At 61.8% G+C, this 13,363-nt stretch carries 14 protein-coding genes and 2 pseudogenes; 11 read left to right on the top strand and 5 right to left on the bottom strand.

Annotation, left to right across the window (positions count from 1 at the left end):
• Positions 1-31 precede the first annotated feature (31 nt).
• The 3 genes from ACFJIU_RS24195 (at position 32) to ACFJIU_RS24185 (ending at position 2,884) form a co-directional block, all read left to right on the top strand.
• Positions 32-439, top strand: a complete 408-nt coding sequence (locus ACFJIU_RS24195) for a metalloregulator ArsR/SmtB family transcription factor (protein WP_078947116.1) — start codon at positions 32-34, stop codon at positions 437-439.
• Positions 440-565: 126 nt separating this feature from the next.
• The gene (locus ACFJIU_RS24190) at positions 566-1,318 is read left to right on the top strand and encodes an MBL fold metallo-hydrolase (protein WP_012114884.1); all 753 of its coding nucleotides are present in this window, start codon (positions 566-568) and stop codon (positions 1,316-1,318) included.
• A gap of 45 nt (positions 1,319-1,363) precedes the next feature.
• Entirely contained in the window at positions 1,364-2,884 is a 1,521-nt protein-coding gene (locus ACFJIU_RS24185; RefSeq protein ID WP_012114885.1) for a multicopper oxidase family protein, read from the top strand.
• Between the two features lie 31 nt (positions 2,885-2,915).
• Here ACFJIU_RS24185 and ACFJIU_RS24180 read toward each other — a convergent pair whose 3' ends face one another.
• Together ACFJIU_RS24180 and ACFJIU_RS24175 are read right to left on the bottom strand one after the other, a co-directional pair.
• Positions 2,916-3,563, bottom strand: a complete 648-nt coding sequence (locus ACFJIU_RS24180) for an NAD(P)-binding domain-containing protein (protein WP_379064300.1) — start codon at positions 3,561-3,563, stop codon at positions 2,916-2,918.
• A gap of 580 nt (positions 3,564-4,143) precedes the next feature.
• Complete coding sequence (locus ACFJIU_RS24175) at positions 4,144-4,566, bottom strand: helix-turn-helix domain-containing protein (RefSeq protein WP_012114887.1); 423 nt, start codon at positions 4,564-4,566, stop codon at positions 4,144-4,146.
• Positions 4,567-4,651: 85 nt separating this feature from the next.
• Between ACFJIU_RS24175 and ACFJIU_RS24170 the strand changes: the two genes are divergently transcribed.
• The 5 genes and pseudogenes from ACFJIU_RS24170 (at position 4,652) to ACFJIU_RS24150 (ending at position 9,493) form a co-directional block, all read left to right on the top strand.
• Entirely contained in the window at positions 4,652-5,077 is a 426-nt protein-coding gene (locus ACFJIU_RS24170) for a mercuric transporter MerT family protein (protein WP_012114888.1), read from the top strand.
• 20 nt (positions 5,078-5,097) lie between these two features.
• A complete protein-coding gene (locus ACFJIU_RS24165; protein ID WP_012114889.1) occupies positions 5,098-5,394 on the top strand; it encodes a heavy-metal-associated domain-containing protein in 297 nt (98 codons plus the stop codon).
• A 1-nt stretch (position 5,395) separates the two neighbouring features.
• A complete protein-coding gene (gene merF / locus ACFJIU_RS24160) occupies positions 5,396-5,635 on the top strand; it encodes a mercury resistance system transport protein MerF (protein WP_041575624.1) in 240 nt (79 codons plus the stop codon).
• A gap of 4 nt (positions 5,636-5,639) precedes the next feature.
• A pseudogene (gene merBA / locus ACFJIU_RS24155) lies at positions 5,640-7,944 on the top strand (bifunctional organomercurial lyase/mercury(II) reductase MerBA).
• A gap of 202 nt (positions 7,945-8,146) precedes the next feature.
• Positions 8,147-9,493 carry an NAD(P)/FAD-dependent oxidoreductase gene (locus ACFJIU_RS24150; RefSeq protein WP_012114891.1) on the top strand — a complete coding sequence of 449 codons (1,347 nt, stop codon included), beginning with the start codon at positions 8,147-8,149 and terminating at the stop codon, positions 9,491-9,493.
• Between the two features lie 374 nt (positions 9,494-9,867).
• Here ACFJIU_RS24150 and ACFJIU_RS24145 read toward each other — a convergent pair whose 3' ends face one another.
• Both ACFJIU_RS24145 and ACFJIU_RS24140 read right to left on the bottom strand, forming a co-directional pair.
• The gene (locus ACFJIU_RS24145; RefSeq protein WP_379064297.1) at positions 9,868-10,398 is read right to left on the bottom strand and encodes a hypothetical protein; all 531 of its coding nucleotides are present in this window, start codon (positions 10,396-10,398) and stop codon (positions 9,868-9,870) included.
• A gap of 77 nt (positions 10,399-10,475) precedes the next feature.
• A complete protein-coding gene (locus tag ACFJIU_RS24140; protein WP_379064295.1) occupies positions 10,476-11,099 on the bottom strand; it encodes a hypothetical protein in 624 nt (207 codons plus the stop codon).
• Positions 11,100-11,189: 90 nt separating this feature from the next.
• On the opposite strand from ACFJIU_RS24140, the gene ACFJIU_RS24135 reads away from it, so the two are divergent.
• Both ACFJIU_RS24135 and dmeF read left to right on the top strand, forming a co-directional pair.
• On the top strand, positions 11,190-11,468 hold the full coding sequence (locus tag ACFJIU_RS24135) for a metal/formaldehyde-sensitive transcriptional repressor (protein WP_379064293.1): 279 nt from the start codon (positions 11,190-11,192) through the stop codon (positions 11,466-11,468).
• Positions 11,465-12,424 carry a CDF family Co(II)/Ni(II) efflux transporter DmeF gene (dmeF, locus tag ACFJIU_RS24130; RefSeq protein WP_379064291.1) on the top strand — a complete coding sequence of 320 codons (960 nt, stop codon included), beginning with the start codon at positions 11,465-11,467 and terminating at the stop codon, positions 12,422-12,424. The genes ACFJIU_RS24135 and dmeF overlap by 4 nt, the downstream gene beginning before the upstream one ends.
• A gap of 56 nt (positions 12,425-12,480) precedes the next feature.
• Here the strand turns inward: dmeF and ACFJIU_RS24125 are convergent.
• Positions 12,481-12,573: pseudogene (locus ACFJIU_RS24125) on the bottom strand (2-deoxy-D-gluconate 3-dehydrogenase); the annotation flags it as partial.
• 326 nt (positions 12,574-12,899) lie between these two features.
• Between ACFJIU_RS24125 and ACFJIU_RS24120 the strand changes: the two are divergent.
• The gene (locus ACFJIU_RS24120) at positions 12,900-13,352 is read left to right on the top strand and encodes a TspO/MBR family protein (protein WP_379064289.1); all 453 of its coding nucleotides are present in this window, start codon (positions 12,900-12,902) and stop codon (positions 13,350-13,352) included.
• Positions 13,353-13,363 lie beyond the last annotated feature (11 nt).

Genomic DNA, 13,363 nt, shown 5'->3' with positions numbered 1-13,363 from the left:
GAGAGCCGATGCCCTTCATATGTATGAAACTATGAAGATAGAAGAGATGTTCCAAGCGGTAGAGCAAGCGACAGACCTCTTGAAGGCGCTTGCCAGTCGGAACCGCCTTCTCCTCCTCTGCTACCTTTTGGAGGGCGAGAGGTCGGTCGGCGAACTCGCTCGCCTCATCCAGGCACGGGAGACAGCTGTCTCGCAACAACTGGCGCTGCTCCGCAAGGATGGCTTGGTTCGCACCCGGCGTGAGGGCCAGACTGTCTACTACACGCTCGCGAGCACAGAGGCCGCCAAAGTCATAGAGACACTCCATGGAATATATTGCGCGCCGATCGCGGAAGCAGCCGCTGTCGCGCCCGCGGCGGTTGCTGGCAGCGCTAACGACCAGTCACATGTGAAGAACAGCCACACCGGACCTGAAAACTCAGATCCTCAGGAGAATTGATCATGAACTACTGCCGTCGCGATGGCCTCGACGGAAGCCGTCCATAATTCGGCCCTGCACGAAGCAACGCATGAGGTTCGCCAAAAGCGCGCGCGTCATGGACTCCAAGCCGCCGGGAGCCTGAACATGAACTTTCGCCAACTGTATGAGCCGGAATCTTCAACCTACACTTACCTGTTCGGCTGCCGCGACACAGGAGAAGCCGTGCTTCTCGATCCGGTCCTGGAGACGTTGGACCGGGACCTCTCCGCTCTCCAGGATCTCGGTTTAAGGCTCGCATACACACTCGAGACGCACATCCATGCCGACCATGTCACATCCGCTTGCCGGTTGCGGAGCATCACTGGATGCAAGGTGGCTTATCCTGAGCTGGACGGTCTTCCTTGTGCCGACGTGGGCGTGAGCGAGGTCAACCCGCTGTCCGTCGGTCACCTCACATTCAATCCCCTCTATACTCCTGGCCACACCGACTCGCATCACAGCTACCTCATCGACGTTCCTGGCGTGACGAGGGTTTTCACAGGCGATGCCCTTCTGATCGACGGGTGCGGACGAACGGACTTTCAGGGCGGTGACGCGGCCGCGCTCTACCGCTCGATCCACGAGAAGATCTTCACTTTGCCCGGAGAAACTCTCGTCTATCCCGCCCATGACTACCAGCACCGCCACGTTAGTACGGTGGAGCAGGAGCGCGAGCGAAACCCGCGTCTTGGCGCCGGCAAAAGCTTGGACGAGTTCATCCAGATCATGAGCGATCTCAACCTGCCATATCCGAAGCGGATCGATATCGCTCTGCCCGCCAATCGAATGTGCGGGGACTGCCCGGATGAGGCCGAGATCATGAGAGCTGAACCGGAAGGACCATCGATACAAGGCTAGCTCGCCCTGCTGCATCTTCCGCCGATCTGATCAAGGGGTTCCCTCATGCTTCTTTCACGTCGAACGGTTCTGGCGGGAGCTGGCGTTCTTGGATTAGGCATTGCGGGCTTTGCTGCTCGCCCTATCCTGTGGCCTAGGAGCGGAACTGACACACAGGCGCTCAAGATCCCACCCCTACTCGACCCGCGGGCGAGCGGGGGATCTGCCTCGCTTCGCGTGCAGACTGGAACAACCGAGTTCTACCCTGGACGGTTCAGCGAGACGCTCGGATACAATGGGTCTTACCTCGGCCCGACCATCCGGGTCAGGCGGGGAGATTCCGTCCAGGTCAACGTCAAGAATGAGCTTGCTGAGACCACCACTGTGCACTGGCACGGCCTACTCGTTCCAGGCCCGCTGGATGGGGGGCCGCACCAGCCTATCAGTCCAGGTCAGACGTGGCGTCCGCTGCTCCCGATCGACCAACCGGCTGCCACCTTGATGTATCACTCGCACGTTCACGGGCTCACCGCGGAACAGGTTTATCGGGGCCTGGCAGGCGTCTTCATCATTCAGGACGACGAGGAGCAGCGTCTCGGGCTTCCGAACGACTATGGAGTGGACGACCTGCCGCTTGTCCTACAGGATCGTCAGTTTGAGGACGGCCTGCTCGTAATGCCAAACGGCATGATGACGCTCATGCAGGGCAGGCGCGGCGATATCGTTCTGGTAAACGGCACTCCTAACCCCGTGGCTCAGGTGCCTCCACGCCTCGTGCGGCTACGCATGGTGAACGCGTCAAACGCGCGCGTCTACGATCTTTCATTCGAGGACAAGAGGGCCTTCCACTGGATCGCGACCGAGGGCGGCCTTCTTGAACGACCGGTGCAGTTGCAATCGATACGCCTTGCTCCCGGGCAGCGCGCCGAACTGCTGGTGGACTTCTCGGATCGAAGCCCCGTGGGGCTGCTAACTACCGCTGATTCCAACTCGAGAATAATGGGCATGATGCCTATGATGCAAGACTTCGGCCGAGACCGTGTTGCGGGTGGAGCGTTCATCAGGTTTGAGCCGGGCGCGGCTGCTTCGGGAGCCGCATCCGTGCCTAAGCTGCTCATCGCACAGGAGCGGGTTCAGCCTTCGGCAGCGATACGGCGGCGCCGGCTGGTCCTCAACATGGGTATGGGCGGAATGATGGGCGGCGGCATGATGGAAGAACAGATGTCGGGCGACACTAGAACGGAAGCCGGTCCCATGGCTGCCCCGTTCAGCATCAATGGCCGCCCCTTCGACATGCGGCGGATCGATGAGAGCGTGACCCTTGGCAATACGGAGATTTGGGAAGTCTCGGGCGAGATGATGGCTCACCCGCTCCATATCCACGGCGTCCACTTCGAGGTGCTGAGCAGGGCGGGAAGGAAGCCAGACGTCCTGGATCAGGGACTCAGAGATACAGTTCTGGTGCGCGAACCCGCGGAGCTGCTCGTCAAGTTTAGCAAGGCCTCGCAGGGCTACCCCTTCATGTATCACTGCCACATTCTGGAGCACGAGGACAACGGAATGATGGGCCAATTCTCCGTCGAATAGCTATCGGCAATGTTTGGCCCTGTCCGGCTCATTACGTGAATGCTTCTGCGAAACAACGACGCGACGCCCGTCGACAGCTCGCCCCGAAGAAGGAGTGCATTCTCTCCGCTGGGATGCCGTGCTTCTTCTGCGTCGTTGTCGTTCCGTGCGCGATCCCGGCGCATACGCGGCCGTGACCCATGTGGTGGAGCACTTCAGTGTTCATGATCGGATGAGCCGCAAATGGCGGGTGGTCTGGCGTCTCCAGCCCGTAAGCCTCGTGAGGGCCAACGAGAAGCTTGAGCAGCGCCGCCGCGTCGGGCGGGTGCGCCCATTCCGGCAGCCCGTCGCGGCGGCGGAAGAATTGGTCGCTAGGCCGCCCTGCGATAAATTTCGGCACGAACCAGTAGCCGCGACGCATCGAAAGCGATACGGAAGCAGCTGTTCGAGCCACGTCGCAGGCGATATCGGCACCCGAATTGCCGCCGCCGACCACCAGGACGCGCCTGCTCTGCACCTCATCGGCCGAGCGGGAGGTCACCGAATGGCGGATAGCGCCGCCGAACGCCTCGGCACCCGGCAGCTCCGGGATGATCGGGTCCCATAGCGTTCCAGATGCGCAAACAAGGGCAGCGTATTCGCGAGACTGGCCGCCCGAGTGGAACCGTTTGCTCGATGCCATGACCAGGTTGTTGCGCAACGGCGCCCGCATCACTGCCTCGAATGGCACCCGCGCCCGACTCGAGGAGATGGGATGGCCGATTTTTATCGGGTCACCCCGCCGGGAGGCGACGGAGGCCGCGCTTCGGGAATGGCGTGAACGCAGAAACGCGTGATCCATTCTAATAATGCGTTAGACGCACGACTCACGGAGACACTTCCTCAAAACAGATAGACCGCTGTCGGCCAACAGATGCCCTCAGCAGTGGCGCTCGCGATCGTACTGCGGCGGTGAGGGACGATAGGCGGCGACTTTTCGGCGACCCTAGCGTAGTAAGCCCTCTCCGGCCTATGCTCGCCGTAGCAGGGCTGCTCTACGAACGAGCGTAGTAGATTTGGCTAGCCGAAGGTACTTTTGGCGGGATCTTCGTGCCTGCGGTCGCAATATCAGAGTGCTCCAGCGGAAACGTAGTTATCAGTTTCATCTACGCTGGGACGCCAAATCCCGCCTTTTCTTCGCGGCGGCACGACCTCGCACTCCAGACTACGATCACTGCTGATGGCATCGTCGTAGGCAGGTGAGTTGTGGCGTAGAAAATTCGCCACCTGTTCCAGACTGGCTACTTGTGTCCGGCGAACAGCGTCTCGATAAGCGGACATTCCGGCAGCGTGCCGTCGGCGCATTGCGCGACCACGTCCTTAAGCACCCGCTCCATCCGTCTTAGGTCGGCTATCTTCGCCCGCACATCGTCGAGGTGCGTGGCGGCCACAACCCGCGCTTCCGCGCAGGGCTGGTCCCGCTCGTCGACGAGGCGCAAGAGTTCGCGGATCTCGTCGAGCGAGAAGCCGAGCTCGCGCGCCCGCAGCACGAACCGAAGGCGCCGCTCATGCGAGGTGTCGTAGCTGCGATAGCCGCTCGCTGTGCGCGGCGGGTCGGGTAGAAGGCCGACCTTCTCGTAATAGCGCACGGTCTCCAGGTTGCAGCCCGTCCGCTGGGCGAGCTCGGCCCGTTGCAGGCCCTTCACCACGGCGTGATCGCGCATCGCAAAAACCCTCTTGACCCTGTAGTGACTACAGACCGCATGGTACGGCACAGATAGTATTTCGGCAAGGATAGAGAGGTCGGACATGGACACCGCGCGACCAGGAACAGTAGCGGTCACATCGGGCGAAGCGGGCGTCGCCGCGTCGGAGCGGAGCGAGGTCGGACGGCAGCGCTTGGTCGCCGTCGGCGGCATTCTCGGCGCGCTTGCCGCCTCCTCCTGCTGCATCGTGCCACTCGTCTTGTTCAGCCTCGGCATCGGTGGCGCCTGGATTGGCAATCTGACGGCGCTCGCACCCTACAAGCCATTGTTCGTCGCCGGGACGACGGGTGTTCTCGGCTACGGCTTCTACCTCGTCTACTGGAAGCCGCGGCAAGCCTGCGCCGATGACGCGGCCTGTGCACGCCCGATCCCCAGCCGCCTCGTGCAAATCGCGCTTTGGATCGCAACGGTCCTCGTCGCGGCTGCCTTCGCCTTCGACTATGTCGCGCCGCTGCTGCTTCGCGCCTGAGCAAAGAGGAGATCCATTCCATGAAGACCTATTTGAGCGCTCTCGCCCTGATCGCCTCGGTGATGACGGCGCCGGCTGCGTTTGCTGCCGAACGTACGATCACCTTCGCCGTCGACAACATGACCTGCGCCTCCTGTCCCTACATCGTAAAGACCTCGATGGCAGCGGTGCCCGGGGTGACGAAGGTGGCGGTCTCGTTCGAGGCGAAGACCGCCACCGTGACCTTCGATGACGGGAAAACGAACCCCGACGCCATCGCGGCGGCCAGCATGAACGCCGGCTATCCCGCCCGCCCGACGCAGCAGCAAGGCAGTTGACATGAATGACCGTGCCCTGATCCGCACCGGCACCGCCGGCGCCACTGTTGCCGCGATCTGCTGCGCGATGCCTGTCCTCGCGGTGCTCCTGCCGCTGGTTGGTCTGAGCGCGTGGATGGCACGCGCGGATCTAGTGCTGTTTCCACTGCTGGCGGCGAGCCTCGGGCTCATCGCGTGGGGCGTTTATCGGCGCCGCACCAGAGCCGCCTGTTGCGAGACGAGAATCACGAAGAAGGCCTGAAGCAATGAACGATTGCTGCGCATCCACCGCGTCCCGGGACAAGGTTGCGGCTTCCGCATCCGCGACACTGCCGAGCTATGCCGTGCGGCCAGGTGTGACGTTCCCGGACTGGCCGGTGGTTTCGTCGCTCGTGGTCAAAGACGCCCTGCTGGCAATGGTCGGGTCCGGCCATGTGCTCAACCGCTGGAGCGGCTACGACCCGGCCACGGACCGCGTTCGCGTTGTGCTGCTTCAGCTTTACGCCGAACACGGACGAGCTCCGACGCCCGGTGCGCTTGCCAAGTGTGCGGCGCTGAGCGAGACGGCCATCCAGCCGCTGCTCCAAGATCTCCGCCGTCGCGACCTGGTCGTTCTCGACGGCGACAAGATCGTCGGCGCCTATCCTTTCACCGACCGCGACACCGGCCACCGGGTCACACTGGATGGACGCACTCTCAATGCCATGTGCGCGGTCGACGCGCTCGGCATCGGTGCCATGACCGGCCACGACATCGCGATCGCATCGAGCTGCCGCTACTGTGGCGCGCCAATCCGGATCGCCACGCGAGATCGAGGCAGGGCGTTGGCCCAGGTCGAGCCGCGGACGGCCTTCGTGTGGCTCAGCGTCCGTTATGAAGGCGCGTGCGCTGCGAACTCACTATGCGCGGCAACGTCATTCTTCTGTTCGGACGATCACCTCGCCGCGTGGCGTCAGGAGCGTCGATCCGCCGAACCGGGATTCCGGCTGTCAATCGAGGAAGCCCTGGAAGCAGGTCGAGCGATCTTCGGGCCGAGCCTTGCCGGTGTGACCGCCGGCGAACGTGCGGTCGACCTCGCTGCCGAGGCGCGTGGAGCATTTCCATCATCGGTCGATACCGTGTCGAAAAACACGCCGACGGCAGGCCGGCGGGTTGCCTCGAACGGGCGCAATGGCGGTGGCTACGATCTCGTCGTCATCGGCGCCGGCTCGGCCGGCTTCTCGGCCGCGATCACAGCCGCCGACCAAGGCGCGCAGGTAGCGCTCATAGGGAGCGGCACCATCGGCGGCACCTGCGTCAATATCGGCTGCGTGCCGTCGAAGACGCTGATCCGCGCCGCCGAGACGCTCCACAATGCTCGGGCGGCAGCGCGCTTCGCCGGCATCTCGGCCGAGGCCGAAGTGACCGACTGGCGGGGAACCGTTCGCCAGAAGGACGCGCTCGTTTCCGGGTTGCGCCAGGCCAAGTACATTGACCTCCTCCCGGCCTATAACGGCATCGCCTATCGCGAAGGGCCGGCGCGCCTCATGGACCGTGGCGTCGAGGTGGACGGCACGCGCATTCCCGCCGGCAAGATCATCATCGCGACCGGCGCGCGGCCGGCGGTTCCTGCCATCCCCGGCATCGAGACCGTGCCGTATCTCACCAGCACGACGGCGCTCGACCTCGAGGAGCTGCCGCGGTCGCTGCTTGTGATCGGCGGCGGCTATATCGGAGCGGAGCTCGCCCAGATGTTCGTCCGCGCCGGCGTCAAGGTGACGCTCGTGTGCCGGTCCCGCTTGCTCCCCGAGACCGAGCCCGAGATCAGCGCGGCCCTGACGGCGTATTTCGCAGACGAGGGGATCACCGTGACCTCCGGTATTGCCTACCGCGCCATTCGGAAGACTGAGGACGGTGTCTCGCTCATTGTTGCGCGCGACGGCCAGGACACGACGATCGAGGCGGACCGGGTACTGATCACCACCGGCCGCACACCCAATATTGAAAGCCTGGGGCTCGCCGAACACGAGATCGCCGTCTCGTCTAGGGGCGCCATCGTCATTGATGATCGGATGCGCACGACCCGCGCCGGCATCTATGCCGCCGGCGACGTCACCGGCCGCGACCAGTTCGTTTACATGGCCGCCTACGGCGCAAAGCTCGCGGCGAAGAACGCCCTCAATGGCGACAGCTTGCGCTACGACAACAGCGCCATGCCCGCCGTCGTGTTCACCGACCCGCAGGTGGCGAGTGTCGGGCTGACGGAGGCCGCGGCTCGAACGGCGGGGTATGCCGTCCGTGCCTCGACGATCGGTCTCGACCAGGGTGCCGCGCGCGCTCGCCGCGCGCGACACCCGCGGGCTCATCAAGCTTGTCGCCGACGCCGGCAGCGGCCGGCTGCTCGGCGCGCATATCCTGGCGCCGGAGGGTGCTGACAGCATTCAGACCGCGGCGCTCGCGATCCGGCACCGCCTCACCATCGACGACCTCGCGGATACGATCTTTCCGTATCTCACCACAGTCGAGGGCCTGAAGCTCGCGGCGCTGTCGTTCAGCAAGGACGTCGCGAAGCTGTCGTGCTGCGCGGGCTGATAGAGATTCATTCAGGCAATACTCGTTTTCAAGCGCAAGAACTGCCGCGCGCTTCTGTCATCGACCTGATACCTGCCACCTCGCCGCAGACCAAGAGAACGGTGACGAGCGCGACCCGGATAGGCACGCTGATGCCGCTTGCTCTCGCGGGAATCGGCGCCGCGTTCGGATGGGCGGCAGCAGGCATAAGTAGGAGAGACGAATGGCGGAGCAATACGACCTCGTAGTCATAGGAACCGGCACGGCTGCCATGGTCGCTGCCATGCGCGTGCGCGCTGCCGGCTGGAGTGTGGCGATCATCGACTACCGGCCTTTCGGCGGCACCTGCGCCCTACGCGGCTGCGACCCGAAAAAGATGCTTGTCGGCGGTGCCTCGGCCCTCGACCACGCCCGGCGCATGCGGGGCAACGGCGTTGCCGGCGACGTCCATATCGACTGGCCCGAACTGATTGCCTTCAAGCGCACCTTCACCGATCCAGTCCCTGAAAAACATGAACACCGCTACGATGAAAAGGGCATCCATACGTACCGCGGGCACGCGCGCTTCACGGGCCGGAACAGCCTGACGGTGGACGGCGAGAGCCTTGAAGCCCGCCACGTCCTTATCGCTGCGGGTGCCGAGCCGATAAGGCTAGGGATTCCCGGTGAAGAGTACTTCGCCACCAACGAAGACTTCTTGGCCATGGAGCGACTGCCACGCCGGATCGTGCTGGTTGGCGGCGGGTATATTGCGTCGGAGTTCTCCCACATCGCTGCGCGTGCGGGTGTGCAGGTGACGATTCTCCAGCGTGGCAAACGGATGCTTGGACACTTTGACCCGGACCTCGTGGGCTGGCTCATGGACAAGTTCCGGGAGATCCGGGTGGATGTGCGCTTGCGGACCACGGTAAGCGCGATCGAGAAGGACCATGCGGGCTTTGTCGTCCGCGCTTCCTCAGAAGGCGGAGACGCGACCTTCGACGCCGACCTCGTTGTCCATTCGGCCGGCCGCGCGCCTGCGCTCGACGCGCTTGATCTTGAGGCCGGCGGCGTCGCCGCGGAGAAGGGCCGGCTCAAGCTGAATGAGTACCTGCAGAGCGTCTCTAACGCAGCCGTATATGCCGCCGGCGATGCGGCACAGGAGGGGCCGCCGCTGACTCCCGTCTCCAGCCACGACGCCAAGATGGTCGCCGCTAACCTCCTGGAGGGCAATCGGCATAGACCCGACTATCGCGGCGTGCCAAGCGTCGCCTTCACGATCCCGCCGATCGCCGCCGTCGGGCTGAGCGAGGAACAAGCACGTCAGCAGGACCTGAAATTTCAGACGAAGTCCCAGAAGGCGTCCGACTGGTTTACGGCCCGCCAGGCCGTAGAGAAGACCTATGGCTTCAAGGTGATGGTGGAGGACGATACGGGGCGCATCATCGGCGCTCATCTTGTCGGGCCGCACGCCGATGAAGTGATCAACCTGTTTGCCCTGGCGATCCGCCACGACCTGACGGCCGACAATCTGAAGACGACAATGTTCGCGTATCCCACTGGCGCCTCGGATATCGGCTACATGCTCTGAATGCTGGTATCAACGGCAAGCATGTCGCCGAGCGCCTTCAACTTGTTTGCAGCACCCCAAAGTCGTCGCAGGGAGATGGCGTGCAGGATCGCATTTTAGGCGGCGTTGGCGTTTTGTGGGATACGCTCTCATAGTGCCCCAGCGGAAACATAGTTATCAGTTTCATCTACGCTGGGGCGCCATCTGCCTCCTAACATGGCTCAGGGTCGAGCGGTTGCTCCCCATCTCTCGAACAGCCCGTCACGAATCCATTCCGGATTCTCTCACTCATGGGGCGTTGAGGAGTTTTCCCGTTGAAGGAGTCGGCCGAGACGGAGGCTCGGGGCGGAAGGCTCCGACTTCCTGAGGATGCCCACGATATTCGCGGCGCGCAATCATTCAGGAACGGTCAGCAATCCCTTCACAGCAAACAGCTCGACCGTGCGCATGAGGATGGCGCTCGCATGAGTGAAGTTTCCGAGCTGATCCTTGAAATAATAGCTCCACTTTTCGCCATGAAAGAGGTTGTTCCGCAGGCGGTAGACGATGATGAGCAAGGCCAGAATGGTCTCCGCGGCGCCCGTTTGAGCCTCACTCAAAACAGCCTCTACCTCGGGACGGCCGCCGTTCGAGCCGGGGTGGAAGCGCAACGCCTGGAAGTGATGGTTGAAACCACTACCGTCGCGGTAACGCGCCGTGAAGAACGCAAGAGCCTCCTGAAAGGGCCCAACATCCAGGCCAGATCCATGGTTCGCGGCCTGGGCGACGCGCGCACGGAAACCGCCAATGCTGGCATTGTTTGCCATCACTCGCGCTTCGAAGAAGCTCCAGAGCAGGGAGAATTCGTGGATTGCCTGCCGCTCGTCGGGAACCAAGTGAGCGTAGCCTTCGGTATTGGCGTTGAGCCATGCCTCAACAGGCGACATCGATCTTCCTTCCCGCACTTGTTTCGCAACCTACGCCCAGATAACAAAACAACGACCGGGCACTGGGTAATCTACTCTCATTCGTAGGGTAGCTCACCGAACAGACCGATCATTAGATCACCGCCGTACAGAGAAAATGGAATCTCGACATAGTGGTCTGGATGGCGAGGAAGAGCGCGCCCGTCGTTCGGGCCATTTTTGGTATGGCCGCGGATGCGCTCGCCATTCTCCTTGATGTAGGGAAGCACGACTAGCCGGCCGTGGTTGGTGGAGAGGATTGTACCCTCCTTCCAGATCGTCGCCCCGTCGGCTTCGCGCGTCGAGGAGGTCTCCTTCACCTGCCAGCCGACGCCGCCGTGGGCCTCGTACCAAAAGACGATGCCATTTGAGACCAGGATGCGTTCGCCTCTCGCGAGCGCTTCGGCAAGGAGGCGCTGCACGCTTGCAAGCTGGAGCAATTGATTGGCGCGAGGCAGCAGGATTTGTCTGATCCTAGCTTTCGTTTTGCCCCAATGCATGGTCGCGCTGAGATCGAAGCCATTCGCAATCTTTGCGCGTTCGGCGGTCAAGGCTGCCTTTTCACCCGCGAGATACGGCTTCGACCAGATGCCGTCGTGCCCGAGGAACAGCAGGCCAAGCGGCATGACGCTGGCCGGCGGCTCCTGGTGACAATAGCCGGCGTTGTCTGCGCCATCGTTCAAGCTCCATGCGCGTTCACGGTTAGCTTACCACTCTACAAGCTGGATCAAAAAGGTTGAATTTTATCAAAATATAGGATAGACCCCTATACTATGTCGCATCTTACAAAGAATAAGGCGAAATTGATCGCCAGAGTCCGCCGCCTGAAAGGCCAACTCGAAGCCGTCGAGAAATCGCTGACGAACGAAGCTCCATGCGGTGAAACGCTCAATCTCGTTGCTTCAATGCGTGGTGCGATCACCGGGCTAACCGCCGAGCTGATTGAGGATCACATTCGCGAGCACATCTCTAACCCAGACAAAGACGACGACGCGGAGCGCGCGCAGGGGGCAGCCGAGCTGATTGATGTTGTAAGGACGTATCTCAAATGACCAACGACACATTCCGACTCTCGACGCCGCACGAACATGTATTCCTTGGCGACCAACACGAGCGCAACGAGCGCCGCACTTGGTTCGTAATCGCGCTCACCGCGACCATGATGGTCGCGGAAATCACGGCGGGCTCGATCTTCGGTTCCATGGCGCTTGTGGCCGATGGCTGGCACATGTCCACCCACGCCGCCGCCATGCTCATTGCCGCGCTTGCTTATCGCTACGCGCGCAAGCATGCCCGTAATGCGCGCTTCACTTTTGGAACAGGTAAGCTCGGTGATCTCGCTGCCTTCGCCAGCGCGATCATCCTGGCGCTCATCGCAGTGCTCATTGGATGGGAGAGCTTGCAGCGCTTCTACTCCCCGGTCTCGATCAACTTCGGCGAAGCGATCTTCGTGGCGGTGATCGGCCTGGCCGTGAATATCGCCTCGGCATTCCTGCTACGCGACGATCATTCACACCATCATCACGGACACGAACATCATGGACATGAGCATCATGACCACGATCACCACGACCGCGGCGCGGGTAGTACCGATAACAACCTCCGCGCGGCTTATATCCACGTCATCGCCGATGCTTTCACCTCGGTGCTGGCCATCGCGGCGCTGACACTCGGCAGCTTGTACGGCTGGGTTTGGCTTGACCCTTCTATGGGCGTTGTCGGTGCCATCGTGATCGCAAGATGGTCCTGGGGTCTCATCCACGACGCGGGCAGTGTCCTCCTCGACTACGTACCCGAGGACGAAGATCTGCCCGACGAAATCCGCGCTCTTATCGAAACCGATGGAGACAGCATCAACGACCTTCATGTCTGGCAAGTTGGACCAGGGCACCATGCCGCTATCGTTTGTGTTGCGTCGGAATCACCGAAGCCAGTGGCAGACTACAAGGCCAAGCTGTCGCAGATTCACGACCTGTCGCATGTCACCGTAGAGGTGGTGCAGGCTTAGTTAGTGGGGGTTCCCGTAATCTGGCAAAGGCCCGCTTAGAGGAAGTGCAAGATGTGTGGCGTGCCGGTGCGGCCGATCAGATTGTCGGGGTGCTTCAGCCGCTCCTGCATGGCCGCGTCGAGGCCCGCCTCGCCGCAGCCTTCGGTCATGGCAACCACCGCACGCGGTTTGTGTTCCCCATTGCGCCTGACCTATCTGCCCTGAGCACTTTAAATGCGTTCTTGACCAAATCCAGACCGATCGTGGCTAACCTCATTCATGGATGCTCCTTCCTTCGTAGCGGCTGGGACATCATCGCGCTCGCAAATCCACGGCAAGCTTTACTGATCCAAGCCCGCCTTCACCGCGTAAACAATTTTGAGGAAAAATTTCGATACAAAATGCGTATCGCATTTGATCGAATTTCAAGCGCTTGGTTCAGGACAATCGTATGGAAAATCGAGAAAATATAAATCGGCCGGTATGGATCAGAGCATTGGTCGCCCTGATCCCCGTGATTGCGGCGTCGCTCCTGGGTCAATGGGCGACATATCCTAATCTCGCCTCATGGTACGCAGGCCTCGTCAAGCCGTCGTTCAACCCGCCGAACTGGATTTTCGCTCCGGTCTGGACAACTCTTTACCTATTGATGGCTTATGCCGCCTGGCGCATCCTGAAGGTTTCTGACAGGCCGGCAGAGCGCCGTATCGCGCTGACGTTTTTCTTCCTGCAGCTGGCGCTGAATGCGCTATGGTCATGGCTGTTCTTTGGGCTGAACAATCCGCTCGCCGGTTTGCTGAACATCGTACCGCAGTTCCTGCTCATCCTGGCAACGATAGATCGGTTCCGTAGGCTCGATCTGGTCGCCGCTGCTTGTTTGATACCTCTCGCGGCGTGGGTCGCATTTGCGTCGTTGCTGAACTTCGAAATCTGGCGCCTGAACGGCTAGCGGCAGCAGAC

Origin of the sequence: Mesorhizobium sp. UC74_2 (genome assembly GCF_042701485.1) — a bacterium.
In the GTDB taxonomy this organism is placed as follows: domain Bacteria; phylum Pseudomonadota; class Alphaproteobacteria; order Rhizobiales; family Rhizobiaceae; genus Mesorhizobium.
This window is presented reverse-complemented; position numbering and strand designations above follow the sequence as displayed.